This window comes from Stappia sp. 28M-7 (assembly GCF_014252955.1).
Taxonomy (GTDB): domain Bacteria; phylum Pseudomonadota; class Alphaproteobacteria; order Rhizobiales; family Stappiaceae; genus Stappia.
The window spans coordinates 1,824,432-1,850,439 of sequence record NZ_JACMIA010000001.1 but is presented as its reverse complement, the minus strand read 5'-3'; the positions used below and the strand labels follow the sequence as shown (position 1 = coordinate 1,850,439).

At 68.6% G+C, this 26,008-nt stretch carries 23 protein-coding genes, 1 tRNA gene and 1 riboswitch; of the genes, 15 read left to right on the top strand and 9 right to left on the bottom strand.

Annotated elements, in window-relative coordinates; genetic code table 11:
* Positions 1 to 4 precede the first annotated feature (4 nt).
* From cobN to cobU, 3 genes are read right to left on the bottom strand one after another with little or no spacing between them, the layout of a single operon-like run.
* A complete protein-coding gene (gene cobN / locus H7H34_RS08235; protein ID WP_185924877.1) occupies positions 5 to 3,778 on the bottom strand; it encodes a cobaltochelatase subunit CobN in 3,774 nt (1,257 codons plus the stop codon).
* Between the two features lie 36 nt (positions 3,779 to 3,814).
* Positions 3,815 to 4,933: a cobalamin biosynthesis protein CobW gene (cobW, locus tag H7H34_RS08230; RefSeq protein WP_185924876.1), complete on the bottom strand. Its 1,119-nt coding sequence runs from the start codon at positions 4,931 to 4,933 to the stop codon at positions 3,815 to 3,817.
* Entirely contained in the window at positions 4,930 to 5,517 is a 588-nt protein-coding gene (cobU, locus tag H7H34_RS08225; RefSeq protein ID WP_371811369.1) for a bifunctional adenosylcobinamide kinase/adenosylcobinamide-phosphate guanylyltransferase, read from the bottom strand. Before cobU ends, cobW begins: the two co-directional genes overlap by 4 nt.
* A gap of 122 nt (positions 5,518 to 5,639) precedes the next feature.
* Positions 5,640 to 5,865: riboswitch (cobalamin riboswitch) on the bottom strand.
* Positions 5,866 to 6,077: 212 nt separating this feature from the next.
* On the opposite strand from cobU, the gene H7H34_RS08220 reads away from it, so the two are divergent.
* Positions 6,078 to 6,152 (top strand) — tRNA-Asn (locus H7H34_RS08220).
* Between the two features lie 81 nt (positions 6,153 to 6,233).
* On the opposite strand, the gene H7H34_RS08215 is transcribed toward H7H34_RS08220, so the two are convergent.
* The 3 genes from H7H34_RS08215 to H7H34_RS08205 form a co-directional block, all read right to left on the bottom strand.
* Positions 6,234 to 6,707, bottom strand: coding sequence for a TspO/MBR family protein (locus H7H34_RS08215; protein WP_185924875.1), 474 nt, complete (start codon positions 6,705 to 6,707; stop codon positions 6,234 to 6,236).
* Between the two features lie 90 nt (positions 6,708 to 6,797).
* Positions 6,798 to 7,019, bottom strand: coding sequence for a DUF4287 domain-containing protein (locus H7H34_RS08210; protein WP_120270836.1), 222 nt, complete (start codon positions 7,017 to 7,019; stop codon positions 6,798 to 6,800).
* Positions 7,020 to 7,034: 15 nt separating this feature from the next.
* A complete protein-coding gene (locus H7H34_RS08205) occupies positions 7,035 to 7,415 on the bottom strand; it encodes a cupin domain-containing protein (protein WP_185924874.1) in 381 nt (126 codons plus the stop codon).
* 145 nt (positions 7,416 to 7,560) lie between these two features.
* Here H7H34_RS08205 and H7H34_RS08200 point away from each other — a divergent pair, with 145 nt between their 5' ends.
* The gene (locus H7H34_RS08200; RefSeq protein ID WP_185924873.1) at positions 7,561 to 8,064 is read left to right on the top strand and encodes a MarR family winged helix-turn-helix transcriptional regulator; all 504 of its coding nucleotides are present in this window, start codon (positions 7,561 to 7,563) and stop codon (positions 8,062 to 8,064) included.
* 24 nt (positions 8,065 to 8,088) lie between these two features.
* Here the strand turns inward: H7H34_RS08200 and H7H34_RS08195 are convergent, their stop codons facing one another.
* Together H7H34_RS08195 and H7H34_RS08190 are read right to left on the bottom strand one after the other, a co-directional pair.
* A complete protein-coding gene (locus tag H7H34_RS08195; protein ID WP_185924872.1) occupies positions 8,089 to 8,985 on the bottom strand; it encodes a VOC family protein in 897 nt (298 codons plus the stop codon).
* Positions 8,986 to 9,132: 147 nt separating this feature from the next.
* On the bottom strand, positions 9,133 to 10,845 hold the full coding sequence (locus H7H34_RS08190; RefSeq protein ID WP_120270832.1) for a methyl-accepting chemotaxis protein: 1,713 nt from the start codon (positions 10,843 to 10,845) through the stop codon (positions 9,133 to 9,135).
* A gap of 315 nt (positions 10,846 to 11,160) precedes the next feature.
* On the opposite strand from H7H34_RS08190, the gene H7H34_RS08185 reads away from it, so the two are divergent.
* Positions 11,161 to 12,216, top strand: coding sequence for an META domain-containing protein (locus tag H7H34_RS08185; RefSeq protein WP_185924871.1), 1,056 nt, complete (start codon positions 11,161 to 11,163; stop codon positions 12,214 to 12,216).
* 11 nt (positions 12,217 to 12,227) lie between these two features.
* On the opposite strand, the gene H7H34_RS08180 is transcribed toward H7H34_RS08185, so the two are convergent.
* Positions 12,228 to 13,379: a putative sulfate/molybdate transporter gene (locus H7H34_RS08180; protein WP_185924870.1), complete on the bottom strand. Its 1,152-nt coding sequence runs from the start codon at positions 13,377 to 13,379 to the stop codon at positions 12,228 to 12,230.
* A gap of 225 nt (positions 13,380 to 13,604) precedes the next feature.
* Here H7H34_RS08180 and H7H34_RS08175 point away from each other — a divergent pair, with 225 nt between their 5' ends.
* The 12 genes from H7H34_RS08175 (at position 13,605) to H7H34_RS08120 (ending at position 26,007) form a co-directional block, all read left to right on the top strand.
* Positions 13,605 to 14,312 (top strand): ABC transporter permease, encoded by a 708-nt coding sequence (locus tag H7H34_RS08175; protein ID WP_120270829.1) that lies wholly within the window; start codon positions 13,605 to 13,607, stop codon positions 14,310 to 14,312.
* A complete protein-coding gene (locus H7H34_RS08170; RefSeq protein ID WP_185924869.1) occupies positions 14,305 to 15,108 on the top strand; it encodes an ATP-binding cassette domain-containing protein in 804 nt (267 codons plus the stop codon). Before H7H34_RS08175 ends, H7H34_RS08170 begins: the two co-directional genes overlap by 8 nt.
* A 23-nt stretch (positions 15,109 to 15,131) precedes the next feature.
* Positions 15,132 to 15,965 carry an ABC transporter substrate-binding protein gene (locus H7H34_RS08165; RefSeq protein WP_120270827.1) on the top strand — a complete coding sequence of 278 codons (834 nt, stop codon included), beginning with the start codon at positions 15,132 to 15,134 and terminating at the stop codon, positions 15,963 to 15,965.
* A 108-nt stretch (positions 15,966 to 16,073) separates the two neighbouring features.
* Entirely contained in the window at positions 16,074 to 16,892 is an 819-nt protein-coding gene (locus H7H34_RS08160; protein WP_185924868.1) for a molybdate ABC transporter substrate-binding protein, read from the top strand.
* 67 nt (positions 16,893 to 16,959) lie between these two features.
* Complete coding sequence (locus H7H34_RS08155; protein WP_209006181.1) at positions 16,960 to 18,039, top strand: iron ABC transporter substrate-binding protein; 1,080 nt, start codon at positions 16,960 to 16,962, stop codon at positions 18,037 to 18,039.
* Positions 18,015 to 19,046 carry a FecCD family ABC transporter permease gene (locus tag H7H34_RS08150; RefSeq protein ID WP_185924867.1) on the top strand — a complete coding sequence of 344 codons (1,032 nt, stop codon included), beginning with the start codon at positions 18,015 to 18,017 and terminating at the stop codon, positions 19,044 to 19,046. Before H7H34_RS08155 ends, H7H34_RS08150 begins: the two co-directional genes overlap by 25 nt.
* Positions 19,043 to 19,837, top strand: a complete 795-nt coding sequence (locus H7H34_RS08145) for an ABC transporter ATP-binding protein (protein WP_120270824.1) — start codon at positions 19,043 to 19,045, stop codon at positions 19,835 to 19,837. Before H7H34_RS08150 ends, H7H34_RS08145 begins: the two co-directional genes overlap by 4 nt.
* 354 nt (positions 19,838 to 20,191) lie before the next feature.
* Entirely contained in the window at positions 20,192 to 20,875 is a 684-nt protein-coding gene (locus H7H34_RS08140; RefSeq protein ID WP_209006180.1) for a single stranded DNA-binding domain-containing protein, read from the top strand.
* Between the two features lie 244 nt (positions 20,876 to 21,119).
* Positions 21,120 to 22,589 carry a cryptochrome/photolyase family protein gene (locus tag H7H34_RS08135; protein ID WP_185924866.1) on the top strand — a complete coding sequence of 490 codons (1,470 nt, stop codon included), beginning with the start codon at positions 21,120 to 21,122 and terminating at the stop codon, positions 22,587 to 22,589.
* A gap of 16 nt (positions 22,590 to 22,605) precedes the next feature.
* Positions 22,606 to 23,910 carry an NAD(P)/FAD-dependent oxidoreductase gene (locus H7H34_RS08130; protein ID WP_185924865.1) on the top strand — a complete coding sequence of 435 codons (1,305 nt, stop codon included), beginning with the start codon at positions 22,606 to 22,608 and terminating at the stop codon, positions 23,908 to 23,910.
* Positions 23,907 to 24,743: a DUF1365 domain-containing protein gene (locus H7H34_RS08125; protein WP_185924864.1), complete on the top strand. Its 837-nt coding sequence runs from the start codon at positions 23,907 to 23,909 to the stop codon at positions 24,741 to 24,743. The genes H7H34_RS08130 and H7H34_RS08125 overlap by 4 nt, the downstream gene beginning before the upstream one ends.
* A gap of 34 nt (positions 24,744 to 24,777) precedes the next feature.
* Positions 24,778 to 26,007 carry an SAM-dependent methyltransferase gene (locus H7H34_RS08120; protein ID WP_185924863.1) on the top strand — a complete coding sequence of 410 codons (1,230 nt, stop codon included), beginning with the start codon at positions 24,778 to 24,780 and terminating at the stop codon, positions 26,005 to 26,007.
* The last annotated feature ends 1 nt before the right edge of the window (position 26,008 follow it).

The following is a 26,008-nucleotide window of genomic DNA, read 5'->3' as shown; positions in this document are numbered from 1 at the left end:
TCGCTCACGAGGTCGTCTCCCTTTCCTGCCCGTGCGGAGTTTCCCCCTGCGGGCTTTCGATGTTCAAGGCCGCGCGCACCGAATTGCGCCGCGGCCGCCACAGATCGCGCTCGACCGCCTCGCGGAAGCGCGCCTCGATTTCCTCCAGCGCCTTCGGATTGGCCTTCTCCAGAAAGGCGCGGACTTCGCCGTCGTCCAGATAGGCATCATAGAGCTGGTCGAAGTGATGGTCGCCCACCGCATTGGTGGTGGCGGCAAAGGCGAAGAGATAATCCACCGTCGCGGCGATCTCGAACGCGCCCTTGTAGCCGTGGCGCATGACGCCGGCGATCCACTTCGGATTGGCGGCGCGCCCCCGCACCACCCGGCCGATCTCCTCCGACAGGGTGCGGATCACCGGGCGCTCGGGGCGCGAGTGGTCGTTGTGATAGATCTTCGGCGCCGTGCCCTTCAGCGTTTCCACCGTCGCGGCGAGCCCGCCCTCGAACTGGTAGTAGTCGTCGCTGTCGAGCAGGTCGTGCTCGCGGTTGTCCTGGTTGTGCAGCACCGCGTCGACCTGCGACAGGCGCGCGGTCAGGCTGGCGCGGGCGCCCTCGCCCTTCGCCCCGCCACCATAGGCGTAGGAGCCCCAGGCGAGGAACGCGTCGGCAAAGTCCGCGCGGGCATCCCAGATCCGCTCGTCGATCAGCGCCTGCAGGCCGGCGCCATAGGCTCCGGGCTTCGAGCCGAAGACCCGGTAGAGCGCCTGCCGGCGGGCCTTTTCCGGGGCAAGGCCGTCCGCCTCCAGCCGGGCGGCTTCCTTGCGGGCGCGCGCGGCGAGCGGGTTGGCGTCCTCCGGCTCCTCCAGCTTGGCGATGGCGGCGACCGCCGACTGGAACAGGTCGACCTGATGCGGGAAGGCATCGCGGAAGAAGCCGGAAATCCGCAGCGTGACGTCGACGCGCGGCCGGCCGAGCTCGGCCAGCGACAGGATGTCGAAACCGGTGACGCGGCCCGAGCCCGCCTCCCATTTCGGCCGGGCGCCGATCAGCGCCAGCGCCTGGGCGATGTCGTCGCCGCCGGTGCGCATGTTGGCCGTGCCCCAGCAGGTCAGCACGACGGCGGCCGGATACTCGCCCTCGTCCTGGAAATGCCGCTCGACCAGCCGCTCGGCGCTGGCCGCGCCGATGCGCCAGGAGGTCTCGGTCGGCACGGCGCGCACATCGACGGAGTAGAAGTTGCGGCCCGTCGGCAGTACATCGGGGCGCCCGCGCGTCGGCGCTCCGGACGGCCCCGGCGGCACGAAGCGTCCGGCAAGACCGGCAAGAACGCCGGCGGTTTCCGCCTCGCCCGAGGCGGTGACGGCCGGGCGGATGCGGGTCTCGATCTCTTCCAGCACCGCGGCGGTAGCGGCAAAGCCGTCCGGCGCAGATCCCTGCTCCGCCAGCCGGGCTGCCAGCAGTTCCAGCCGCTCCACCGTGTCGCCGCAGCTGCGCCAGGGGCTGCTTGCCACCTCTTCAAGCAACGGCGGGCGCGGCCCGTCGAAGGGCAGTTCGTAGGCGCAGGCGAGCGGATCGAAGCCCTCCAGCCCGAGATCGCAGGCGAGCGCCCGGGTGATGCCCTCATTCGCCGGCCCTTCCCCGCGCGGCACCCGCACCAGTGCGACGAGCAGCGCGGTCAGCAGATCGCCGCCAGGTGCAGCGCCCAGAACATGCAGCCCGTCGCGGATCTGCAGCTCCTTCAGGTCGCACAGATGCGCGTCGAGCCGCGCGAGCCGCGTCTCCTCGTCCATCTCGCTGGTCAGGCCGATGTCGCGGTCGAGACCGTGTCGTTCCGCCGCCTCGAGAATGTCGCGGGTCAGCGCCTTCAGCCGGCGCGGGTCGACGCCCTGCGCCAGGTAATACTCGTCGAGCAGCACCTCCAGCTCGGCGGCGACGCCATGACTTTCGGCCCGCGCCAGCGGCGGCGTCAGATGATCGACGATGACGGCGGAGGTGCGGCGCTTGGCCTGCGCGCCCTCGCCCGGGTCGTTGACGATGAAGGGATAGATGTTGGGCAGCGGCCCCAGCACGGCTTCGGGGAAACAGTCTTCCGACAGCGCCAGCGCCTTGCCCGGCAGCCATTCGAGGTTTCCGTGCTTGCCCAGATGCACCACGGCGTGGACACCGAATGCCTCGCGCAGCCAGATGTAGAACGCGAAATAGTGGTGCGGCGGGACGAGATCCGGGTCGTGATAGGTCGCCTTGGGATCGATGTTGTAGCCGCGCGCCGGCTGGATGCCGACGACCGCATTGCCGAAGCGCGTCACGGCGAGGCGGAACGCCCCCTCCTCCACATGCGGATCGTCTTGCGGCTCCCCCCAGCGCGCGGTGACTGCCTCGCGCACCGCCTGCGGCAGCCGGGCGAAGGCGGCGGCATAGTCAGCGAGCGGCAGCTCAGCGCCGCCATGGCGCACGCGGCGGGCGGCGATGTCGTTGGTCGGGCCGTCGCTGATCCGCGCCATCAGCTCGGCAGAGCCCTCCGGCGCGCCGTCGATGCGGTAGCCCTCGGCGGCCAGCCGCTGCAACAGCAGGGCGCAGGAGGCCGGCGTGTCGAGGCCGACGCCATTGGCCAGGCGCCCGTCCTTGTTGGGATAGTTGGCAAGGATCAGCGCCACCTTGCGCTCCGCCGCCGGGGTGGCGGCAAGGCGGGCGATCCGCGCGGCCTGGGCGGCGACGAAGGCCACCCGGTCGGGTTTCGGCACGAAACGCATGGTCGCGGACTGGGTCAGCGGATCGTGCGGCGCCTGCTCCTTGAAAGAGACCGCGCGGGTGAGAATGCGCCCGTCCACCTCCGGCATCACCACATGCATGGCAAGGTCGCGGATCGACAGGCCCTGGTCTGCATCGCGCCACCCCTCTTCCGAGGACGAGGAGAACACCACCTGCAGCACGGGCACGCCCGGTGCGTCGAGCGGCGTTTCGCTGTGGGCCTCGCCGGCCTTCGAGACGGCGAAGGCTGTCGCGTTTAGCACCACGGCGGGTGGCGCCTCGGCAAAGAGCGCGGCCAGCACGGAGGCGGATTCGGCCTCCTTCAGCGAAGAGACGAAGATCGGCAGCGGGTTGATGCCCTCGCCCGCCAGCGCTTCGCACAGGGCCTCGACCGGCGCGGTCGCAGCGCTCTGCATCAAGGCCTTGTAGAAGACGATGGCGGCAACGGGGGCGGCAGGATCGGCCCAGGTCGCCCGCAGGTCGGCCAGCGTCGGGCGTGCCCGGCCGGGCAGCAGCAGGCCGGCGCGCGGCAGCGGGCGCGGCGGATCGGGCTCCTCCGCCCCGTCCAGCAGATGCGCGGCGTAGCGCAGGAAGTTGCCGAGATTCTCCGCCCCGCCTTCGGCGAGGTAGCGCCACAGGCGCATCACCTCGTCGACGGGCAGCGTGGAGCGGGCGGCAAGATCCGCGTCCCAGCGGTCGTCGCCCGGCATCACCGCCAGGTGCAGGCCGTGGCCGCGCGCCGCCTCGGTCAGCCGCTCGACGCCATAGGGCCAGTATTCCGCTCCGCCGAGCAGACGCAGCACGACGAGCCGCGAGCCCGCCACCGTCTGCTCGGCATACATGTCGACCGAATAGGGGTGCGACAGGGCCATCAGGTTGGCAAGACGCAGGCTCGGCTGCTCCGCCCCGCCGCCCGCCGCCACGGCAGCTAGCGAGGCGAGTTCCGTATCGGCTGCCGACAGCACGACGACATCGGCCGGCGACTGGCCGAGATCAACCGCCTCGTCGCCCTGGTCGATGCGTCCGCTGCGTCCTGCGAGAATATGCATGCCGTCTCCTGCCCTGCGCCTAGCCTGTCGTCCGGATCAGGCCGCGAGCGCGCTGGCGAGCAGGCCCTCGACACGGGCAAGGTCGAAGCCGGCAAGGCCGATCACCACGACGCGGCCGGGACCGCGTGCATCGCGCGCGAACCACGCTTCGACGCGCGGGCCGACCGCCTGCACCATGGCAGGCGCCGCCTTGCCCTCGATGCCGACCGCCCCCTTGATGCGCAGGACGCCCGGCACCGCCATGGCGGCGGCAACGCGCGCTTCCAGGTCCTTCAGAGAGGCGAGCGGGGCGAGCTCGACCACATGGCTGACGAAGTCGTCGTGGTCGTGATGATGGTGGTGGTGGTGATCGTGGTCATGGTCGTGATCGTGATCGTCGTGATCATGGTCATGGTCGTCGTGGTGGTGATGCTCGTGATGGCTCTCGCGGCCGTGCATGTCCTCTTCCGCGGCACTGGCGCGGCCGAGCAGCACGTCTGCGGCAAGCATGCCCTTTTCCGCCGCGACGATCTCCACCGCCGCGCGGACGCGGCCGGCAACCTCGGCGCGCACGCGCTCCAGCGTCGCCGCGTCGACGAGGTCGGCCTTGTTCAGCACCACGAGATCGGCGCAGACGAGCTGGTCCTCGAACAGTTCCTCCACCGGGCTGTCGTGGTCCAGCGCCTCGTCGGCGGCGCGCTGCGCAGCCAGCGCCACCTCGTCGCCCGTCACGCGACCTTCGGCGACGGCCGCAACGTCCACCACCGTCACCACCGCGTCGACCGTCACGCGGGTCTTGACGCTCGGCCAGGAGAAGGCGCGCACCAGCGGCTGCGGCAGGGCAAGGCCCGAGGTCTCGATGACAATGTGGTCCGGCGCCTCATCGCGGGCGATCAGCATTTCCATGGTGGGGAGGAAGTCGTCGGCGACGGTGCAGCAGATGCAGCCGTTGGTCAGCTCCACCACCTCTTCCGCCGCGCAGTCCGGATCGGCGCAGCCGTCGACCAGCGAGCCGTCGAAGCCCATGTCGCCGAATTCGTTGACGATGAGCGCGATGCGCTTGCCCTTCGCCTCGCGCAGGAGGTTGGAGAGCAGCGTCGTTTTGCCGGCCCCCAGGAAGCCGGTGACGATGGTGGCCGGGATCTTGCCGGCGGTGCGGGGCGTGGATGCGGTCATAGGCGAATCTCCGGCTGAAGGTGGGACGGCTTGAGAACGAGCGGCAGGCCGGCGGCGACAAGCACCGCGACATCGGCGAGTTCCGCGATGCGGCGATTGAGGCGCCCCTGCTCGTCGCGAAAGCGGCGGGCGAGCGCATTGTCGGGAACGATGCCCGAGCCGACCTCGTTCGTGACGAGAACGACGGGACCGGGCGCTGAGCGCAGCGCCTCGGCAAGCCGGACCGTTTCCACTTCCGGATCGGCCTCGGCGAAAATCAGGTTGCTGAGCCACAGCGTCAGGCAATCGACGAGGATGGCGCTTTGGGCCGTGCTTTCGGCGGCGATGACACCGGCAAGGTCGCGCGGCTCCTCGATGGTGCGCCAGCCCTCGCCCCGCTGGTGACGGTGGCGGTCGACGCGCTGGCGCATCTCGTCATCGAAGGGTGTGCAGGTGGCGACATAGATGCGCTCGCGCTGCGCTGCGCTCACCAGCCCTTCGGCATAAAGGCTCTTGCCCGAGCGCGCGCCGCCCGTCACCAGCACGGTGCGGGCCACGACACGAGCCGGGGCAGGCAAGGTATTGGATGCGGGAGCATGGCTCACGCGCAGGTCTCCCCGCGGCTGGATATGCCGGGAGAGCTGAAGCGGCGGGCGCCCTTCAACGGGAACATTCTGGCCTCCTGCCGTCCACCCGACGGCGCGTGACGTTTCGGGCCGGGCCCCGTGGGGGCCCGGATGATCCGGCTCGTCTCCTGGCTCGCGGGTCGTCGCCTTGTCCTGCCCTTCCCGGACCAAAAGGCCCAGTGGTTCATGCAGAAAGACTCGCCGCTCACAGTTGCGGGGGCAGCTGCGGATTCGGGAGCCCGACTTGGGTCCTCCCCCACCGCATTCCGACTTTCCCCTTTCATCGGACTTCGTCCGTCAGAAAGGACCGGAGGATGACGACTCATAGCCTGCCGAAGGGCCCCGCGTCCAGCAGCGAGGCGGAAAGGCCTTGCACGCCTTCCCTTGCGGAGTATTTGCCGGCGCAGGCGAAAAAGCCCCGATAGCCGCGCCCCGCCCCGACTGTGGAAAAGTTTTGCGACAAAGGGCTTGGCAAGCGGCGGCGCAGTTTGCTATACGCCTGCCACCGACGCGGTGCATCTGCCCCGCGTGATTGGTGATCCCCGGTAGCTCAGTGGTAGAGCAAGCGGCTGTTAACCGCTTGGTCGCTGGTTCGAATCCGGCCCGGGGAGCCACTCTTCTTCTAACTTCCCCCAAATAGCCGACCATCGCGCCACCGCACGACGCAACGCGCCGCGCGGTAATTTGCGTTTGCCTCACCCCTCGCGGTTCAGCTGCCAGATCGAGAAGTTCAGCGCCGCGGCGAAGGTGACCCAGGCGAGATACGGCACGAGCAGCAGCGCCGCGAGCATGTGCACCGGCCAGAACAGCACGATCGTCGCGAGAATCGACAGCCACACCAGCACGATGTCGATCATGCCGAGGTCCGGGCGGTGCAGGCCGAAGAACAGCGGCGTCCACACCCCGTTGAGCACCAGCTGGATGCCGTAGACGGTGAGCGGCAGGGCCGCGCCTTCAAAGCCCGCCTTGCGCCAGACCAGCCAGCCGGACACCGCGATCATCACGTAGAGCATCGTCCACACCGGGGCGAACAGCTTGTTGGGCGGGCGCCAGGACGGCTTCTTAAGGCGTTCGTACCATTCGCCGGGGCGGAACAGCGCCCCGGTCAGGGCGGCGAGAAAACAGGCTGCCAGAAACCCGAAAAGAGCCGGCAGGGTCGACGAATCCATCAGCTTTGCCTCGAACGTTCACGAACCGTTGTGCTCGGGGGCGAGCCCCTCTTGCCAAGCCAACGCATCGCGGGCTGGCCAAGTTCCCCCTCATTTATCCTCGGCGAGCGTATGGGCAACCAGCGCGTTGGCATGACCATGGCCGAGCCCGTGGGTTTGCTTCAGCCAGGCCACCAGTTCCATGTGCTTGAGACCGGACTGCGAACGGATCAGGGCCTTCCATTCGGCGATGGGCCGGCCGTAGGTCTTCTCGATGGAGGGGAAGTAGGAGGCCGGCCCCTTCACCGGCGGCGTTTTTCCGGACAACGACATAGCTGGCTTCCTTGCCTAAAGATCCCGCTGGCGGATCGTATCGGACGGGTGAATGCAGACCAGCTCCAGCTGATCCGTACCCACGTTGAGATAGCGATGCGGCACATCGGCCGGCGCAACGACGATATCCCCGGCAGAGGCGCGCAGCCGCTCGTCGCCGACCAGGAACTCCGCCTCGCCTTTCCGCACCACCCAGGTCTCGCGATAGGGGTGGACATGCAGCTGCGATCCGGTTCCCGGCGCACTGTCGGTGACGAACATGGACACCGGCGCGCCGTAGTCCTTGCCCTCGAACCGGACCGTCGGGCTTTCGCCCGGAGCCGGCGGGCGGTGGCGGCGGACGGAGATATCGGGCCGCCCGGCCTCTTTGGCCGAGGCGTGAGCACTGGCTATCATGGCAATCCCTCCTGCATTTATCTTGACGTGAAGATACTTTCGGAGATTTGCCTTTGCGTCAAGATAAATATCTTGATATCGAGAGACCGAACCTGAAGCCGCGTTAGAGCAGCGGCGGGGACCGGGAACTGAAGCGGAGACTGCCATGGCGGATCATGTCGACAGGCTGAGGGCGCAGTGGGCGCGGGAACTGCCGGATCTCGACACCGAGCCGATGGCCATCCTCGGCCGCGCGCGGCGGCTGACGCTGCTGGCCGGTGCCAGCATCGAGAGAACCTTCTCAGGCTTCGGCCTCGACCGGGGCGAGTTCGACGTCATCTCGACTTTGCGCCGCGCAGGGCCGCCCTATCGGCTTACACCGACGGAGCTCTATTCGACGCTGATGATCTCCTCGGGCGGGCTGACCCATCGGCTGGCAAGGCTGGAAAAGGCGGGGCTGGTCGTGCGCGAGAAATCGGCGAGCGACGGGCGCAGCCTCGAGGTCGTGCTGACGCCGGCCGGGATCTTGCTGGCGGAAGAGGCGTTCCGGGCGGACATGGCGAACGAGGCGCGCTATCTCGCGCACCTTGCCCCGGCTGAGCGCGAGGCGCTGGCCGGGTTGTTGCGCGCGCTTCTGGAAGAGCTGGAGGCCGCGGAAGCCAAGGCCTGAGCGGCCCTGACCGGCGCCCTGCCCTCAGGCTGCAGTCAGGCGCAGGCGCGTGCCCCAGGGGTCGGCGATGACGAGGCCCTCGCTCCCCTCCTCGGCCATCTCCAACCCCGCCTTGCGCGCCGCATCGGCGATGGCCCCGGCCCGGCCGGCGTCGCGCAGGACGATCTCCAGCTCGGCCAACCCGGTGCGTCCGTCCTTTCGCGGTCCCGCGCCCCGGCTGTTCCAGATGTTGCCGGCCAGCTGGTGGTGATAACCGCCCGAACCGTAGAAGCTCGCGCCGGGATAGCGCGCGGCGATGTCGAAGCCGAGCAGCCCGGCATAGAAGCCATCGGCCTTGTCGGTCGCCCCGACCTGCAGGTGCACATGGCCGACGATGGTGCCGGCGGGCGCACCCTGCCACTGCGTCCCCTCGGCGGCGGCGAGCAGCGAAGGCGCATCCAGCGGATCCGTCGACATGACGATGGCGCCCGACGCATCCGTCCATCTGGACGGGGCGCGGTCGGCGTAGATCTCGATGCCGTTGCCTTCCGGATCGGCGAGATAGATCGCCTCGCTCACCTTGTGGTCGGACGCGCCCTGCAGGCGCAGGCCGCGCGCGGCGGCAAAGGCGAGCCAGCGGCCAAGGTCGGCGCGCGTCGGCAGCAGGAATGCTGTGTGGAACAGGCCCGCCTCGGAGCGCGGCGCAATCTCGAGCTCCGCGTCGCCGCGCAGGCGCAGCAGCGGCACGCCGCCAGCGCCCAGCAGCACCTCCGCACCGTCCGTGCCGAGGTCTTCCAGACCCAGGATGTCGCGATAGAAGGCTGCAACGCGCGCGCTGTCGCGCACGGCCAGCGTGACGAGGCCGACGCGCAGGGGCGCTGCGGCCATGTCGAAACGGTCGGCTTGCGCGCCGGCTCGGATGTCGAGGGTGGTGGCGGACATGACTGTCTCCAGGTCTCAAGGCGGGCTTTGGGCCCGCAGTCTGTGACCTGGAATGTGCGCTTCACATCGCGCAATTACAATCCGCCGTTTCCTTACAGTATCGTTCACGTATCGGAAACAGTCGCCCTCGAATCCCGCTGCTGCGGCTTATGCCGCGTCGAAGCGGGCGAGGAAGTCGCGCACCGAGCTTCTCAGATTGCCGGCCTCGCGATGCACCGTGCGCGACAGCTCGCGCACCATCGCCGCCTCCTTGCTGGTCTCGCCGATGGCCGAGGACATCTCGCCCATCGTGTCCGCAACCTCGCTGGTCCGGGTCGAGGCCTGCTGCGCGTGCTGGCTGATATCACCGGTGGCCTGCCCCTGCTGGTCGACGGCCTCGGCGATCGAGCCGGTGAAGCCGTCCACGTCGTGCATGGTGCGGGTGATCTCGCCGATGGCGGCCACCGCCTCCTCGGTCGATCCCTGGATCGCGGCGATCTGCGCCCCGATCTCTTCGGTCGCCTTGGAGGTCTGCGTGGCCAGTTCCTTCACCTCTGCCGCAACGACCGCGAAGCCCTTGCCGGCCTCGCCGGCGCGCGCAGCCTCGATGGTCGCGTTGAGGGCCAGCAGGTTGGTCTGTTCGGCAATCGCCTGGATCAGCGAGACGACCTCGCCGATCTTGCTGGCACCGGCGGCAAGCCGCGACACCGTCTCGTTGGTGCGCTTGGCGTGGTCGCTCGCCCGCGACACGACCTCGGTGGTGGAGGTCACCTGCCGGGCGATTTCGGAAATCGAGGAGGACAGCTCCTCCGCGGCGGCCGCCACGGTCTGCACATTGTCCGAAGCGTGACGCGACGCGGCGGTCGTGCGCTCCGAAAGCTCGCCCGAGCGCACGCTCATGGTCTCCAGCGTGTCGACGGCCTTCATCAGATCGCCGGCCGCCCCTTCCAGGGAATCGAAGAACGCGCGGGTCGTCTCGTGGAAGGACTGCGCGGTGCGGCGCTCCAGCTCGCGCTGCTCGCCGGCGCGGCGCTGCTCCTGCTCGGCAGCCTCCTCGGCCAGGCGTCGCTGGTGGATCACGCCCTCGCGGAACCGGGCCAGAGCCTCGGACAGGCGCCCGAGTTCGTCGCCCGATCGCCACGTCGGTGCAGGAGCCTCGGTATCCCCATCGGCATAGGCGCGCGCCAGCCGGTCGAGATCGCGCAGACGCATCGCAACGGCCCGATGCACGAAGACGGTGCCGGCGAGAAACACGAGGATCATCGCGGCGACACCGCCGAGACTGACGGTGCGCGCCCACTCGGCTTCCGAACGCAGCTTCGCAAGGCTCACATCCATCGAATCGTGGATCAGCTCCTCGGCCTCGTCCGCGCGGGCGATGAAGCTCTCGAACGTTTCGTCGAAGATCTCGTCGGCCTTCGACCCGGCCGCCCCCGCAACCCCGGAGGCAAGGCCGGCATGGCGTTCTCGTGCGACCTCCTCGAACGTGTCGATCTTGGTGGCGACATCCTCGACGATCTCGCGGACCGCCGGATCGGTGGTCGCGATGAAAGTCCCCTCGTCGTTGCTGCCGCCTTCCAGGATGGCCCGGGCATAGAACCGGGCTTCGTCGATCAGCCGCCAGACCTCCTCGACGCTCTCGCCCTGGTCGCCGGACATGATCTCCTCGAACAGGAGATGGGCATGGGTGGCGGAGAGCTTGATCTCCATCGCCGCATCGGCGAGCGGCGCCTCGGCCTCGCCCAGGTCGACGCCGTTCTCGCCGACCCGCTGGGTGGCGTTGAAGGAGACAAGACTGCTGATGACCGCGACCCCGATCAACAGGGCCATCGTGGCACCAATCTTGTGAGCGACGCTGAGGCTGAACGTTCGGCTGCGCATTGCGCTCCTCCAGATGCGGACGTGACCTTGCGGCGATATTGGCGGGCCGACATGAACGCTAGGTAAATTTGCCGATACAGAAAAAAGAGGACTGATTTGACGGGAAGATTTATCGAATAGCCGCGACAGCCTTCGAATCTCTTCACAGAAACGCAGGTCCAGGGACGGCGAAATACGTTTTCGCACCGCTGAAGGGACATGCGCAGACAAGGGTTGTGCCGGCCCCGTTTTCGCCGCTAATCCGGGAAAGGATCCAACCGAGCGCGCACCGCGACAAGGATGCGCGAACGACCTGGCAGGAAAGGCAGGACAGGCATGGCACGAACGACAAGAACAACCGCAGCAGCCCTTCTCGCCTGGAGCCTTGCCGGTACCGCGCTGACGCCGGCCCTTGCGCAGGACGAGACCTGGTCGGCGAAGGTCATCGGCAGCGCCGCCTATCGCGAGCGGATCGCCATCGGCAGCGATGCGGAGCTGGTGGTCGAACTGCGCGAGATGGGCGCGCTCGACCCGGCTGTCGATGCCGGCTCCGTGCGCCTGCTTGCGGAAAACCGCCAAAAGCTGGAAGGCCGGCAGGTGCCGCTCCCCTTCTATCTGAAGGCAGAAGGCGCCAGCCTCGTCCCCGGCACCAGCTATGCCCTGCGCCTGCAACTCACCAATGGCGATGGCCCGGGCTGGGTGTCGGCGCCGATCGCGGTCGAGATCCCGCAAGCGGCCACCGGCAAGGTCGAGATCGAGGCCGGCAACGTGCTGCTCGTGCGCAGCCTGCCCGTCCAGACCACGGCACGCCTTGCCTGCGGCGACGAGACGGGCCGCCTGCAGCACAAGGGCGAGATCGCCGTTCTGGACTTCGGCGGTCAGACGCTGGCTCTCAGGCAGACGCCGGCCGCCAGCGGCGTGCGCTACGAGGCGGCGGACGACGCCACCACCGTGCTGTGGACCAAGGGACCGGAGGCGAGCTTCACCTTGCGCGGACAGGAGCAGCCGCCCTGCACGCTGGAGATCGAGGCGCCCGAGATCGCCTCGGGCTTGGATACCCTGCCGGGCGGCGAATGGGTGGTGGAGGGCATTTCGAGCAGCGGCATCATCGACAATTCGCGCGTGACGCTGATCTTCGCCGCCGACGGCCAGCTCAGCGGGCGCGCCACCTGCAACAGCTACGGCACCCGCTTTGCCACCAATGGCGACCGGATCGCCATCGACCCGCGCGCGATCTCGACGATGATGGGCTGCGCCCCGGCCCTGATGAACCAGGAGCGCAAGTTCCTGGACACCCTGCCGAAGCTCACTGGCTGGCGCATCGACGAGACCGGCGCCCTGCTGCTGGAAGGCAGCGACGGTGCCTTGGTGAAAGCCCGCCGCGACGGCTGAACAGGCGCGGTTTACCTGCTGGCGCGCCGCCGCGCGGACAGGCGCGCCCGCACCGCCTCGGCCGCAAGGCCTGCGACAAAGCCGGGGAGCACGCCGAGGCCGAACGTACCGAGGGCTGTCGCGGCGATCACCGGGCGACAATCGGGCCGGGCATCGAACAGACGGCGGCTGAACGCAAGATCCCAGGCAGCATAGAGCAGCAGCGCGCCGGCGACCGGCGCGGGGATACGGGCCAGCAGCTCCACCACCGCATCGCCCGACAGCGCGGCGGCCGCACACAGCGCCGACAGCAGCAGCGGAGCGAGCATGCCGCGCGCGCCGAAGCGGTGATGGCCGGAAATGCCGCCCGCACCGTGGCACATGGGCAAGGCGCCGAGCGGCGCCATCACCAGATTGAAGAGACCCGAGGTTGCCGCGAGCCGGCGCTCGCTCACATGCCGTGCCGCCTCGCCGTGCAGCGAACGCGCGACGGCTGCGGCCACGACGACCGCGTTGAGCAGCGTCAGCGGCAGCTGCGGCAGCACGCCGAACGTCACCGCATCCAACAGCGAAGGCGTCTGCCCGGCCCCGTCCGCCGATCCGCCGGCGGCAAGCAGCGTCAGGCCGGGCGCGGCAAGCCCATCGCCCAGCAGCGGGCCGAACGCGATGGCGGCGACCACAAGCATTAGGGCCCAGGGCCCGCGCGGCAGCACGAAGCTCAGCGCCAGCACGGCGACGGCCGCCGCCCCCAGCAACCACTGCCCGCCGATCATCCGCAAGGCCAGCGCCCCCAGCAGCAGGCCGAGCCCGGCCTGCAATCCCGTCACTACCGACTGCGGGATGGCGCGCGCCGCCCGCACCAGATACGGCGTGCAGGCGAAACCGACCAGCAGCGCGCCGAGCAGCGCCCCGCCCCAGGCGATCTCGACGCCGGCGACGGTCCCGGTCAGGATCGCCACGCCGAAGGCTTTCATCGGCTGCACCGCGATGGGCAGGCGATAGACCAGCGCCACCATCAGGTAGGCGATGGCGAATCCGGCGAAGACCGGCGCCGGGGCAGCGAGGCCCGCGACCAGCACCAGAACCACATAGGGAAGGAACGTGCCGAGGTCGCCGCAGGCGCCCGAGGCCTCGGCCAGCACATGCGCCAGCCCGTCGCGCACGCGACCTTGCTGCGGTGCCATCGGCGCCACACCCACCTCAACTGTGCGTTTTTGTGCATTTTCGTGCATTATTTTCTTTTTTCTTGCGCGATCTCACAGCAACTGGCCAACAGCATCCCGAAGATTCCGCGGGAATGCAACGTTCTCCGCATTTTTGATCATGAGATTTGCCATAGGGCGTCGCCCGCCAGTGGATTTTTCGATCTTTTTGTGTATTTCTTCCCATAAGAGGGAGAAATCACAGGCATGCAGAACTTCGCGTCCGTTTTGGGCGACGCGGTTGCCCTGATCCTGTCGGGCGACGCGGACCTGATGGAAATCATCGCACTGTCCTTGCGCGTCACGATCACCGCGGTGATCGTCGCCTGCGTGATCGGCCTGCCGCTCGGCGCCGTCGTCGGCGCATTCCGCTTTCCCGGGCGCATTCTCGCAACCGTCCTGCTCAATTCGCTGATGGGCCTGCCGCCGGTCGTGGTCGGCCTCATCGTCTATCTGGCGCTGTCCGCCTCCGGTCCGCTCGGCCCGCTCGGGCTGCTCTACACGCCTACGGCGATGGTGATCGCCCAGACCATCCTGGTGACGCCGATCGTCGCCGCCCTCACCCGCCAGGTGATCGAGGATCTCGACCGCGAATATTCCGAGCAGTTCCGCTCGCTCGGCGTCGGCCCCTTCACCCGCGTCAGTGCGCTGCTGTGGGACGCGCGCTACAGCCTGCTCACCGTGGCGCTGGCCGGCTTCGGCCGGGCGGTCGCGGAGGTCGGCGCGGTGATCATCGTCGGCGGCAACATCAACCACGTCACCCGGGTGATGACCACGACGATCGCGCTGGAAACCTCCAAGGGCAACCTGGAGCTGGCGCTGGCGCTCGGCGTGGTGCTGCTGGTGATCGCCGTGCTGGTGAATGCCGCCGTCATGGGCCTGCGGGCCTCCGCCGCGAGGGCTGCCTATGCGTGAAGCAGGAGCATTGGCACGCGCGGACGGCGCAGCCGGCCCGGAGCTGCACGAAGCGCCCCCGGCGCCCGCCCTGCTGGACGCGCGCGGCCTGCGGCTGGAGGTCGGCGGAAAGCGGCTGATCGACGGCATCGACATCCGCATCGGCCAGGGCCGCAAGACCATGATCATGGGCGCCAACGGCGCCGGCAAGAGCCTGTTGCTGCGGCTTCTGCACGGGCTGATCGCACCCTCTGCCGGCCAGATGACCTGGCGCGGCGGCCCGCTCGACAAGAGCGCCCGGCGCGCCCAGGCGATGGTGTTCCAGCGCCCGGTCATGCTGCGCCGGTCGGTGCTGGCCAATCTCGCCTTCGCGCTCAAGGTGCGGGGCCTGCGCGGGGCGGCGCGCCAGGCGCGCATCGACGAGGCGCTGGACAAGGCACGGCTTTCCGACCTCGCCCGCAGCCCGGCGCGCGTCCTGTCCGGCGGCGAGCAGCAGCGCCTCGCCCTTGCCCGCGCGCTCGCCTGCGATCCCGAGCTTCTGTTTCTCGACGAGCCGACGGCGAGCCTCGACCCGGCCTCGACCCAGGCCATCGAAAGCCTGATCGCCGACGCCAGCCGGCGCGGCGTCACAGTCGTGATGGTGACCCATGACCTAGGCCAGGCCCGGCGGCTGGCAGACGACATCGTCTTCCTGCATGCCGGCCAGGTCGCGGAGAGCGGCCCGGCCTCGCGGGTGCTCTCCACCCCCCGTTCCGAAGCCGCCCGAGCGTGGCTGGAAGGGCGCCTTTTCCTCGACGGACAGGGCGCGCAAAGCTGACCAACAATACAGGGAGTTTCAACATGCTTCGTCGTCAGTTTCTGACACTCGCGGCAGCCGGCCTTCTGGCCACGAGCCTTGCCGCCCCGCTGCATGCGGAAGAGAAGTTCATCGTGGTGCAGTCCACGACCTCCACCCAGAACTCGGGCCTGTTCGAGTTCATGCTGCCGAAGTTCCAGGAGAAGACCGGCATCGAGGTCCGCGTCGTGGCCGTGGGCACCGGCCAGGCGATCAAGAACGCGGCCAATGGCGACGGCGACGTGCTGTTCGTCCATGCCAAGCCGGCGGAAGAGAAGTTCGTTGCCGACGGCGACGGCGTGAAGCGCTTCGACGTCATGTACAACGACTTCGTCATCGTCGGCCCACCGTCCGATCCGGCCGGCGTCGCCGGCTCCAGCAATGTCACCGAGGCGCTGAAGAAGATCGCCGAGGCCAAGGCTCCGTTCGCCTCGCGCGGCGACGACAGCGGCACCCACAAGGCCGAGCTGCGCCTGTGGAAGGCGGCCGATGTCGATGTCAAGGCGGCGTCGGGCGGCTGGTATCGCGAGACCGGCTCGGGCATGGGCGCGACACTCAACACCGGCACCGGCATGGGCGCCTACATCATGACCGACCGCGCCACCTGGATCTCCTTCGGCAACAAGGGCGAGTACAAGATCGCCGTCGAGGGCGACGAGAAGATGTTCAACCAGTACGGCATCATCCTGGTGAACAAGGAGAAGCACCCGAACGTGAAGGCCGATCTCGGCCAGCAGTTCGTCGACTGGGTGATCTCCGACGAGGGCCAGCAGGTCATCGCCGACTACAAGATCGACGGCCAGCAGCTGTTCTTCGCGAACGCCAAGCCCGGCAGCTGAGGCGGATCCCGCACAACCGGCCCATCCCCGGCGCGGGGTCCGTCCCGCGCCGGCTTCGTTTCCCTCGGCCCGCCCTTGCGGTCAGGGCCCGGCCCTGAGGCTTTGCATATGCGCCGCACCCTCGCCGCCACGGTTCTCGCCGTTTCCGCCACCCTCGCTTCCGGCACGCCCTCCATGGCAGACACCGCTCCCGTCCATCTGCATGCGGCCGGCAGCCTGAAGTCGGCCATGACCGACATTGCCGATGCCTTCGCCAAGGCATCCGGCACCGAAGTCGAACGGGCATTCGGTCCCTCGGGCCTGCTGCGCGAGCGGATCGAGGGCGGCGAGAAGGCAGAGGTCTTCGCCTCGGCCAACATGGCCCATCCCCGGCGCCTCGCCGAGGCGGGCAAGGCCGCCCCGGTGGTCCTGTTCGCGCGCAACCGGCTGTGCGCCCTCGTCCAGCCCGACGTCGAGACCGACAGCGACGGGCTGCTCGCCACCATGCTGCGCGAGGACATCCGCGTCGGCACCTCCACGCCCAAGGCCGATCCCTCCGGCGACTACGCCTTCCAGGCCTTCGACAAGGCCGAGGCCGTGACGGCGGGCGCCACCGAAACGCTCAAGGCCAAGGCACTGCAACTGACCGGCGGCAAGAACAGCGAGCCGGCCCCCGAAGGGCGCAATCCCTATGGCTGGGTGATGGAAAGCGGCAAGGCCGACATCTTCCTCACCTATTGCACCAACGCGCTGCTCGCCCGCAACGAAGTGGAAGCGCTGAAGATCGTGCAGCTGCCGTCGACGCTGGCGGTCGGCGCAGATTACGGCCTGACGGTGATGGACGGGGCCTCTGGCGACGCCTGGAAACTTGCGCTCTATATACTGTCGCCGGCCGGTCAGCAGATTCTGGCCGACTACGGTTTCGACGCGCCGGGCACGCTCGACTGACACCGGGCGGGCGGCTATCGCCCGATGGAGGGCGCATGACCCGGGGCGAACGAGAGGGGAGCCCGAAATGACGCAGCCTGCCAGGTTCCCTGCCTTTGCCCGCGCCCTTACCCCTGCCCTGGCCCTGATGGCGGCGCTGCTGGCCGTCCTGATCGCGGGCGCGCCTGCCTCGGCAAGAACCATTGTCGATTCCGCCGGCCGCACCGTCGAGGTGCCCAACATGGTTTCGCGGGTCTTCGCCGCCGGCCCGCCCGCCTCCATCCTCGTCTATGCGTTGAAGCCCGAAGCGCTGCTCGGCTGGCCCCGGGCGCTGCGCCGCGAGGAGCGTCCCTATATCGCCGAGGCCTATCGCGACCTGCCGGAGACCGGCCGGCTGACCGGACGCGGCGGCGAGGCGAACCTTGAACGGGTTCTGGCGCTGAAACCCGACCTCATCATCGACTTCGGCTCCGTGCGCGACACCTATGCCGACCTTGCCGACCGGGTGCAGGCGCAGACCGGCATTCCCTATATCCTGATCAACGGCCGGTTCGACGAGACCGCGAGTTCCCTGCGCCTCGTCGGTGAGGCGCTCGGCGTGCCGGAGCGCGGCGAGGCTCTGGCGCGCGACGCAGAGGAGACCTTCGCTGCTCTCGACGCCGCGCTCGGCGCGGTGCCCGAGGCGGAGCGTCCGCGCGTTTACCTCGCACGCGGTCCCGACGGGCTCGAGACCGGCATGAAGGGCTCGATCAACACCGAGATCATCGAGCGGGCCGGTGGGCGCAACGTCGCCGAGGCGCCGGGCCAGTACGGGCTGGTGCAGGCCTCGCCCGAACAGGTGATCCTTGCCGATCCCGACACGATCATCACCTGGGACCGCACCTTCTTCGAAGCCGTGTGGTCGAGCCCGGTGTGGTCCGGCATCACGGCAGTGCGCGAGGGGCGGGTCTACCTTTCGCCGACCGCGCCCTTCGGCTGGATCGACCGGCCGCCCTCCCTCAACCGGATGATGGGCCTGAAATGGCTCGCCGGCCTCTTCTACCCCGAGCTCTGGACGAAGGACCTGCGCGAGGAGACCCGCGCCTTCTATCGGCTCTGGTATCATGTCGAGCTGTCGGACGCCGAACTCGACACGCTGCTGGAATGGGCGAACGGGCGCGCGCCTTGAGGCCCCGGTCCGGGCTCGCCGTTGCCCTGCTGGTCGCCGCGCTGCCGCTGCTGGCGCTTGCGGCCCTGCTGATCGGCCCCTTCCCGCTGTCGCCCGGCGAAGCGCTCGCCGTGCTGTGGCGCGGCGCGACCGGCACGCTTGCCGAGGGCGACCGGGCTGCAACCGTCCTCCTGTCGATCCGCCTGCCGCGCGTTGCTGCCGCACTTCTCGTCGGCGCCGCCCTTGCCGCGGCCGGTGCCTGCTACCAGACCCTGTTCCGCAATCCGCTGGTCTCGCCCGACATTCTCGGCGTCTCGGCCGGCGCCGGGCTCGGCGCGGTGCTCGGCATCTTCCTGTCGCTGCCCGTCGCCGCGATCCAGCTGATGGGCTTTGCCGGCGGGCTTGCCGCCGTCGCCCTTGTCGGCTTCGTCGCCGCGGCCGTGCGCACCGGCGACCGGACGCTGGTGCTTGTGCTGGCCGGCGTCGTCGTCGGCGCGCTGACCGGTGCGGCGACCTCGCTGCTCAAGGTGCTGGCCGATCCTTACGACCAGCTGCCGGCCATCACCTTCTGGCTGCTCGGCTCGCTGGCCGGCATCAAGGCCGAGGACGTCCTGCCGGCCGCGCCCGTCGTGCTGCTGGGGCTGGTGCCCCTGGTGCTGCTGCGCTGGCGCATCAACGTTTTGTCGCTCGGCGACGAGGAAGCCCGCTCGCTCGGCATCGAGGCGGGGCGCCTGCGCCTTGCCGTGATCTGCTGCGCCACGCTGGTGACCGCGAGCGCGGTTGCCATTGCCGGCGTCGTCGGCTGGGTCGGCCTGGTCATCCCGCATGTGGCGCGCATGCTGGTCGGCCCCGGCTTCGGCACGCTGCTGCCGGTCGCGGCCCTCCTCGGCGCGGCCTACATGCTGGTCGTCGACACGCTGGCGCGCACCGTCTCGGGCGCGGAAGTGCCGCTCGGCATTCTCACCGCCGTCGTCGGGGCGCCGTTCTTCCTGTGGCTGCTGGCGCGCGGGCGGAGGGCCTGGGCATGAGGCTGGCGACCCGCGCGCTCGCCACCGGCTATCGCGGCCGCTCCGTCGGGCGCGACATCACGCTTGCCGCCGGCCCCGGCGAGGTCCTGTGTCTGCTCGGCCCCAACGGCTCGGGCAAGACGACCTTGTTCAAGACGCTGCTCGGCCTCATCCCCTCACAGGGCGGCGAGGTGCTGCTCGACGGCACATCGCTTGGCCGGCTGCCGCGCGCGGAGATCGCCCGCAAGATCGCCTATGTGCCGCAGGCGCATGCGATCCCCTTCGCCTTCCCGGCGGAGGAGGTGGTGCTGATGGGCCGCACCGCCCGGCTCGGCACCTTCGCCCAGCCGGGGCCTCGCGACCGTGAGGCCGCACAGGCCGCACTCGCCCGTCTGGGCATCGCCGACCTCGCCCCGCAGGATTACACGCGCCTGTCCGGCGGCCAACGCCAGCTCGTGCTGATCGCCCGTGCCCTTGCCCAGGAAACACCGCTGCTGGTCATGGACGAGCCGACCGCCAGCCTCGACTTCGGCAACCAGGCGAAGGTGCTCGCCGAGATCGCCGGGCTTGCCGGCGGCGGACTGACGGTGATCCTGTCGACCCACGATCCCGACCACGCCTTTGCGGTGGGAACGCGGGTGGCGCTGTTGCACGAAGGCAACGTCCTGGCGGAGGGGGCTCCGCAGGAAACGCTGACCCCGCAGGCGCTGTCCACGGTCTACGGCGTCGAGGTCACGGTGGAGCGCACCGCCTCCGGGCGCACTGTCTGCCTGCCGAGCCTTGCCGGCCCGCAGGCGCGCCCCGGCGCGTGATCCGCCTGTTCAGCAGACGTGAAAGACCGCCCAGGCTTCGCCGAGCCTGAACTCACGGAAACGTGAGATTAACCTCGCCATCTTTTCGCCCGGCACCTGCCGCATTTGCGCCCGGTTTGAAACCCGTGCGATTCCAGCGCGTTGCCCTCGCGTCCTGTGAAAGTATGAAAAAAACGTTTCCGCGGGAACCGCACAGGTGTGATGCGCGTTACTGTTTTGTCAGGATGTTTGAGAGACGTTTGGCTACGCTTGGCCTAGAATATTTGGGCGATGAGTACCAAATCTCAAGCTTAGCAACATTCAGGCGGTTACCGACCAAAGAACTCGGGACCGCCCAGCCTTGGGAGGCGACGAATGTTTGAACTTGCAAAGAATATCGTTGCGGGAAAGTCACGCAGTGTGACTTCGCGGCACGGTGCTGCGCATGTTGGACTGGCCATTGCGGCGGCGATCGGTATCGCTGCGGCGGTGACCGCATCCGAACTGCGCGCTGAATCCGCGGAGACGGTCCTCCAGAAGAGCGACCGCGAGACTTTCCTCATTCCCGAGGACCGCCTGGCGGTCACGCTCGGCACGCCCCAGGGCACCGACGGTGAGAGCTCCTACGCGATCTGGGTCGGCGAGGTCGAGCGCAACGGCCGCAAGACCGCTTGGGTCGAGCTGATCGACGAGCACGGCGAAGTCATCTACGACAGCGAAGTCGCGCAGAACGAGACGCACCTCTTGCCTGATGGCCGCGCCGTCGTCGTGCGCGCCATGACGGACCCGCAGGACGGGGAGACCCGCGTCGCCAAGACCGACCAGTCCCGCGTTGCACCCGACGCCCGCCTGGTGGTGACCCGCCGCGTCGTCGACGACCCGAACCTGCAGACCACGATCGAGTTCATCGAGGAGACGCCCCGCTCGGAACCAACCGCGATGATGCGCATCGCCGCGTTCGGTAATGCCGTGTGGACCGCCCTCATCGCCAGCCTCGGCGCGGCCGCCGACAGTGTCGCCGTCGCCTGGAACTGGATCACCGAGCCGTTCCGCGCCTGAGGGAAACGGATCACGACTGACTGACCGGCCCGAGCCAGAGCAATCCGCTTCCCCGCGTTGTCCGGCTCCGGACCATGACTGCCACGACCCGAAAAACGGCTGCGTCCCCCCGACGCGGCCGTTTTTCGTTTCTGGCCGCCGGCCTGCTCGCATTTCCCGCCGGCCCAGCAAAAAGTGCTGATCCATCAGGCCCTGAAAGGCGTAACCATGAGCACAGACCCGCTGAAGACGGAACATTCGCCATATGCCCTCAAAGGACAGTCCCTCCCCGATTGTCGTCTGGTTCCGCGATGACCTGCGCCTCGACGACAATCCTGCGCTCGCCGCAGCCGTTGGAGAGGGGCGCCCCGTCATTGCCCTTTACGTGCTCGACGAAGGCAAGGGCGCACCCCGCGCGCCGGGAGGCGCATCGCGCTGGTGGCTGAACCTGTCGCTGAAGGCGCTGGCCGAAGACCTTGCCAAGGTCGGCGTGCCCCTGGTCCTGCGCAAGGGACCCGCCCCCAAGACCGTGCGCCAGGTGGTGTCCGAGGCCGGTGCCGGGCGCATCGTCTGGAACCGGCGCTACGACGCGCCCGGCATTGCCATCGACACGGAGCTGAAGTCCGCCTTGCGCGACGACGGTCTCGTCGCCGAGAGCTTCAACGGCGCGCTCTTGGCGGAGCCGTGGGACGTTAAGACCGGCGAGGGCCAGCCTTACCGCGTGTTCTCCCCGTTCTTCCGGGCGATGAATGTGCGCGGCGCCCCGGCCCAGCCGACGGAGTTCAAGGCCCCCTCCACGCTCCTGCCGCAGCCTCCCGCGCTTGAGAGCGAGGAGATCGATGCGCTGCTTCCCCTGCCCTCGCGTCCGGACTGGGCCGGCGGCCTGCGCGAGACCTGGACGCCGGGCGAGGCCGGTGCGCGCAAGCGGCTGGAGGCGTTTCTCGGCGACCGGCTGCGCCGCTATGCCGACGAGCGCGACATGCCGGGCGAGGACGCAACATCCCTGCTGTCGCCGCATCTGCGCTTCGGCGAGATCTCGCCCCGGCGCATCTGGCATGCGGCCGGCGACCGCGCCGCCGCGCGCGAGGAGATCAGCGACAAGCAGCTGGACAAGTTCCGCGCCGAGCTCGGCTGGCGGGAGTTTTCCTACCACCTGCTGTTCCACTTCCCCGACATCGGCCACGCCAATTTCCAGCCGCGCTTCGACGCCTTTCCCTGGCGGTCGGATGCGGAGCAGTTCCGCCTTTGGACCAAGGGGCAGACCGGCTATCCGCTGGTCGATGCCGGCATGCGCGAACTCTGGCACACCGGCTACATGCACAACCGGGTGCGGATGGTCGTCGCGTCGTTCCTGATCAAGCACCTGATGATCGACTGGCGCGAGGGCGAGGCCTGGTTCTGGGACACGCTGGTCGACGCGGACCCGGCCAACAACACCGCCAGCTGGCAGTGGGTCGCAGGCTCCGGCGCCGATGCAGCCCCTTACTTTCGCATCTTCAACCCCACCAGCCAGGGCGAGAAGTTCGACCCGGACGGCATCTATGTGAAGCGCTGGGTGCCGGAGCTCGCCCGCCTGCCCGCCTCCCACATCTACAAGCCCCATGAGGCCCCGCGCGAGATGCTGGAGCGCGCCGGCATCCGCCTCGGCGACACCTATCCCCGACCGATGGTCGAGCATGCCAAGGCGCGCCAGCGTGCCCTCGATGCCTTCCAGACCATAAAAAACGCTTCCTGAAGAAGAAGGATACGCAATGCGCATCGCCGTCATCGGTTCCGGCATCGCCGGCAACAGCGCCGCCTGGGCCCTGAGCGAGAGGCACGACGTCACGCTTTACGAAAAGCGGGCGCGCCCCGGCGGCCACAGCGCCACGGTGGACATCGACTATGACGGCACGCAGATGGCGGTGGACACCGGCTTCATCGTCTACAACGAGCTGAACTATCCCAACCTGACCGCGCTGTTCGAGCATCTCGGCGTCGCCACCGAGGCGAGCGACATGAGCTTCTCCTTCTCGCTCGATGGCGGCGTTCGGGAATGGTCAGGCTGCAATCTCGGCACCATCTTCGGCCAGCGGCGCAACATCGTCTCGCTGCGCTTCATGTGGATGCTGCGCGAGATCCTGCGCTTCAACCGCATGAGCGTCGCCGACCGCGCCTCCGGCTATCTCGCCGGCCTGTCGCTTGCCGACTACCTCGAGCGGCGCAAGTTCTCACCCTGCTTTGCCAGCGACTACCTGCTGCCTATGGGCGCGGCGATCTGGTCGACGCCGCCAGCCCACATGCTCGCCTTCCCGGCGGAGAACTTCATCGCCTTCTTCGAGAACCACCGGCTGGTCAACCGCGACCGCCCGGTCTGGCGCACGGTCTCGGGCGGCAGCCGCAGCTATGTCGAGCGGCTACTGTCGCCGCTGCAGGGCCGGGTGCGGCTGGCAACGCCCGTCGCCGAGGTCACCCGCCGCGGCGGCCGCGTCCATGTGCGCGACACGTCCGGCCACGAGGATGTCTTCGACCATGTGGTGCTCGCCTCCCACACCGACCAGACGCTGGCGATGCTCGCGGATGCCTCGCCGGAGGAGCGCAACATCCTCGGCGCGGTGCGCTACCGGCCCAACCAGGTCTATTTGCACCGCGACCGCGCCCTGATGCCGCAACGGCGCCGGGTCTGGGCGTCCTGGAACTACATCGCCTCCAGCGATCCGGGCGCGCCCTACCGCGATGCCTCGGTCACCTACTGGATGAACCGGCTGCAGAACCTGCCCGGCGACAAGCCGGTCTTCGTCAGCCTCAATCCGGTGGAACCGCCGAGCGAAGACCTTACTTTCGGCCGGTTCGAGTACGATCATCCGCAGTTCGACGCGGCCGCCATCGCCGCGCAGAAGGCACTCGGCCAGATCCAGGGCAACCGCAACACCTGGTTCTGCGGCGCCTGGTGCGGATACGGCTTCCACGAGGACGGCCTTGCCGCCGGCCTCTCGGTCGCCGAGGCGATCGGCTGCGAGATCCCCTGGCGCGTCGGCGCGGACGGCGTCGCGCGCACTGCGGAGGCCGCCGAATGACCACGCGCCCCATGGCGACGACCCAGGACGCCAACGGCCCGCCGCCGGAGGCTGCCGCCGTGCTCTATCCGGGCAAGGTCATGCATGCCCGGCTGAAGCCCTTCGGCCACCGCTTCGACTATTCGGTCTTCTCGCTGCTCGTCGATCTCGACCGGCTGGACGAGGCTGACCGGCAGTCGCGCCTGTTCTCCGTCGGCCGCTTCAACCTCGCCTCCTTCCACGAGGCCGATCACGGGCCGCGCGACGGCTCCCCCTTGCGCGCCCATGTCGAGACGCTGCTGGCCGCGCGCGGGATCGACGAGCCGCCGGCGCGGATCCTGCTTTTGTGCTATCCGCGCATCCTCGGCTACGTGTTCAATCCGCTGTCGGTCTATTTCGCCTATGACGCAGCCGGCGAGCTTCTCGCCCTCGTCTACGAGGTGCGCAACACGTTCGGCGACATTCACACCTATGTCGAGCCGGTGCGCGAGAGCCAGCGGGGGCCGGAGGGCATCCGCCAGTCCCGCGCCAAGGCCTTCTACGTTTCTCCCTTCATCGACATGGCACAGACCTATGCGTTCCGCGTGCTGCCGCCGGGCAAGGCGGTGCGCATCCGCATCCTGGAAAGTGACGCAACGGGGCCTCTTCTGTCCGCCGCCTTCGCGGGCACGGCGGTACCGGCGAGCAGCGGGGCGCTTCTCTCGCTCTGCTTGAAAATCCCGTTCATGACACTCAAAGTGGTGGGCGGAATCCACTGGGAGGCGCTCCGTTTGTGGCTGAAGGGCGCGCCTTTTCATTCGCCGTCTCAACGTCCGGGAACCATTCGACGCCACAACGCATATACGGGTAGCTGAAATGTCCCGGCTGTCCGACGAGGAGCGACCGACCATGTCGACTGCGATCGTTCTCACACCTGAAAATGCCCGCCAGGCCCTGGCCGGACTTCCCCGGCTCGCACGCCTTGGCCTTCGCATCGCCCTCAACCTCAAGGCCGGATCCCTGAGCATTGAGACCCCTGAGGGCAAGCGCTTCCTGATCCGTGGCGAGTTGCCCGGACCGGAGGCCGAGGTACGCATCCATTCCTGGCGCTTCATCCGCCGCCTGCTCAGCGGGTCGGATATCGGCGTCGGCGAAAGCTACATGGTCGGCGAGTGGACCAGTTCCGACGTCACCACGTTCCTGGAGCTGTTCTGCCGCAACCGCGATGCCACCGCCGACATGCTGCGCGGTAGCCCGATCTTCCGCATGATGGTGCGTTTCCGCCATTGGCTGAACCGCAACACCCGCTCCGGCTCGCGGCGCAACATCTCGGCCCACTACGATCTCGGCAATGCCTTCTACCGGGAGTGGCTCGATCCCACGATGACCTATTCCTCGGCGCTCTACGACGGCGGCGTCAACGACCTGGAACAGGCGCAAAAGCGCAAGTACCGGGCGCTGGCGGAGGAAAGCGGCATCACGCCCGATCACCATGTGCTGGAGATCGGCTGCGGCTGGGGCGGCTTTGCCGAATTCGTCGCGAGCGAGATCGGCGCCAAGGTCACCGGCCTCACCATCTCGCGCGAGCAGTTCGACTTCGCCTCCAAGCGCATCCAGGATGCCGGCCTTGCCGACCGGGTGACACTCAAGCTGCAGGACTATCGCGACGAGCGCCAGCAGTACGACCGCGTCGCCTCCATCGAGATGTTCGAGGCGGTCGGCGAGGAGTACTGGAGCACCTACTTCCAGACCGTGTCGAACTGCCTGAAGCCCGGCGGGCGCGCCGGCCTGCAGATCATCACCATCCAGGACAAGCTGTTCCACGACTACCGCCGTACGCCGGACTTCATCCAGCGCCACGTCTTTCCGGGCGGCATGCTGCCGCCGCCGGGCGAGCTGGAAGCGCTCGGCGACCGCAGCGGGCTGAAGCTCGCCGCCCAGCGCATCTTCGGTCACGACTATGCCCGCACGCTGGAGGAGTGGCGCCAGCGCTTCTGGGACGCCTGGCCGCGCATCCGCCCGCTCGGCTTCGACGACCGGTTCAAGCGGCTGTGGGAGTTCTACTTCCACTACTGCGAGGCCGGCTTCCGCTCGGGCAATATCGACGTGCGCCAGATGATCTACGAAAAGGCGCACTGAC